At 70.7% G+C, this 2166-nt stretch carries 3 protein-coding genes and 1 pseudogene; 2 read left to right on the forward strand and 2 right to left on the reverse strand.

Annotated features, from left to right (window positions below):
• Positions 1-217: 217 nt before the first annotated feature.
• Positions 218-550 carry a hypothetical protein gene (locus FF041_RS34620; protein ID WP_153526404.1) on the forward strand — a complete coding sequence of 111 codons (333 nt, stop codon included), beginning with the start codon at positions 218-220 and terminating at the stop codon, positions 548-550.
• Between the two features lie 737 nt (positions 551-1287).
• On the opposite strand, the gene FF041_RS34625 is transcribed toward FF041_RS34620, so the two are convergent.
• Positions 1288-1458 carry a hypothetical protein gene (locus FF041_RS34625; RefSeq protein WP_153526405.1) on the reverse strand — a complete coding sequence of 57 codons (171 nt, stop codon included), beginning with the start codon at positions 1456-1458 and terminating at the stop codon, positions 1288-1290.
• A gap of 44 nt (positions 1459-1502) precedes the next feature.
• Here FF041_RS34625 and FF041_RS34630 point away from each other — a divergent pair, with 44 nt between their 5' ends.
• Complete coding sequence (locus FF041_RS34630; protein WP_153526406.1) at positions 1503-1739, forward strand: hypothetical protein; 237 nt, start codon at positions 1503-1505, stop codon at positions 1737-1739.
• Positions 1740-1756: 17 nt separating this feature from the next.
• On the opposite strand, the pseudogene FF041_RS34635 reads toward FF041_RS34630, so the two are convergent.
• A pseudogene (locus FF041_RS34635) lies at positions 1757-2166 on the reverse strand (protein-L-isoaspartate(D-aspartate) O-methyltransferase); the annotation flags it as partial.

Raw genomic sequence — 2166 nt, forward strand, 5'->3', positions numbered from 1 at the left:
TACGCCGACCCATCCCCGCCCCCTGCTCTCCCGTACACGACAAGGACAGCGATCTTGCCATGGACACGAATGCGCCGCTGTCCGGGGTGAGTCATGAGGTCAGCGAAGCCAAGCCAGCTCCCGCAGCTCAACAGCGGGCAGCGAGCGTTGCCGCGGGGGCATCGGCGTCGACCTGTCCGACAAGCCCCAGCGGCTCGACCCCGACACCGTCACGGCGGTGATGGACGTCGTCGACTCCTGGGTGACCCCCGGCAGCGACGTCTACGTCGAGGTCGCCCACAACCTCGCCACAGCGTTCCGCGCCGCAGCGTCCCGGGCTGGCGGCTGGACGGCTCTGGCCGACCGGCACTTCCAGCCCGTCAACCGGTTCGCCCACACCCGCTCCACCGTCGAAGGCGCGCACGCCTGGCTGATGGGCGATCCGCTGGACGACGCGGGCCCGGATCCCTGTCCGCAGGGGCCGCACAGGACAGAAGCACCGGGCCACCCCCGACGACCTGCGCATCTACACCGTGCCGCGCTCCTCCCCGGTGACCGTGCTCTCCCCTGACAGGTCCGTGGAGCGGCGAGCGGCGAAACCGGCGGTGTGCGGCATGTGCGGGGACCCGATCGAGGTGAAGGTGTGGGTGAGCCGTTGACAGGGGCCCGGCCAGGGGTAAACCGGTCCACCCCGACTGCGAGAAGGCGGAGAGCGCCGCCTCGATCTGATTCTCTCCCAGGATCGCGTCTACGAGCTGTGCCGCACCACTGCCTGCCCGTATCAGCCTGTGAGCTGGGTCATCACACGCTGCGAGGGGCACCTCGCGGCCTGCACCCCGGACGCGCTCGTCGCCATGGCCCAGGAGTGGGGGTATGCCCAGCACGACGAGCACGGCCGGGACAACCCGCCCTCCTCGAAGGGGCCCCCACGCCGACCTCCTGATCAAAGCGGCAGTGGCCCGGGGGCGCGTACGAGGCGATGTCCACTACCCTGCTCCACGCGGTCTTCGAAGACCCCGATCTGATCGACGAGGTCTTCTGGAACGAGGAACAGGCCCTGGCCGTACGGCATTCCATGGACCGCGAACGGCTGCGGCTCGACCGCGTCGCCGACGCCGAAGCGCGCCGGATCCGGGAGAAGACGGGCTGCTGCCCCGCCTGCCAACGCAGCGAGCTCACCCGGGTCAACGGCCGACCGGGACTCGACGAGGTCGCCCGGTTCGGGAACGCTCGGACCGCGTACACCGACGCCTGGACTGCCGAGTCAACGGCCGGCACGTCGCCTCCGGACTCGGGGAAGGGCCTCTCCTATGATCGGCGGCCGGATCTCGCCGCCGCCGACCGGGCAGCCATCCAGTTCACCGCGCGGTCGATGCTGCGCTGCACCAGCGCCGGGGACCGCCAGATCGGCGCGATGGTCCACGCCCGGTACGCCGAGCCGGATGTCGCCGCGCTCATGGCCGCCTGGGCCGAGGACATCTTCGAGCCCTCGCCGCCCGTCGGTCCGCACCGTCTACAGTCGGATGTCTCCCAGGCTCTGCCTCACCGCCGCCGAGACCCAGGAGATCGTCGAGCGGGTGATGTCCGATTGGCTGAGCCGCAGCACCCGCACCCCGGCCACCGTGAAGCAGCACCACCGCACGGTCGGTGCCTACCTCACCCTCTACGACATGTTGCGGGCGCTGGCCGCCCGGTACGCCACTCTGATCCGCCGTCAGCGCCGGGGCTGCCGGCAGCGTCACGGTGACGGTGTCTCGTGACGGGCCTTGACCAGGTACTACAGGGTGGCCGACCAACGGCCGCGGGAGAGTGTGGTCTCGCCGTCGGGGGTGATGGTGACGGTGGCCCCGTACACGGGCAGTTCCCCCCACATGTTGAGGCGGTCGCGGATGTCCTCCAGCATGTCCCACAGCCGCCGGGGCCCGCCCTGGTGAACGGTCGGCGACGCGCGGCGGCTGGCCGCCTCAGCCCGGGCCCAGGAACCGTCGGGGTGCGCCATCCGTACGGTGAGCCCGCCGCCGTCGTTTCGTTGCATGCGGTAGTCGATAGCGGGAGCTTCCAGTTCCAGCATGGAGCGCACGTCCCAGGAGTCCGGCACGTACAGCAACGGGTACCGGCTGGTGGACACCTCCTCGCCGTCGCCGTCCGCCGCCGCCCACACATCCTCTGCGGGCGGGGTGTGGTCAT

The sequence above is a fragment of the Streptomyces jumonjinensis genome (genome assembly GCF_009600885.1).
GTDB classification, from domain to species: Bacteria; Actinomycetota; Actinomycetes; order Streptomycetales; family Streptomycetaceae; genus Streptomyces; species Streptomyces jumonjinensis.

Excerpts from the sequence above, each read along its gene's own strand:
- FF041_RS34630 (WP_153526406.1), top strand. The coding sequence starts at position 1,503 with ATGTCTCCCAGGCTCTGCCTCACCGCCGCCGAGACCCAGGAGATCGTC.
- FF041_RS34625 (WP_153526405.1), bottom strand. The coding sequence starts at position 1,458 with ATGTCCTCGGCCCAGGCGGCCATGAGCGCGGCGACATCCGGCTCGGCG.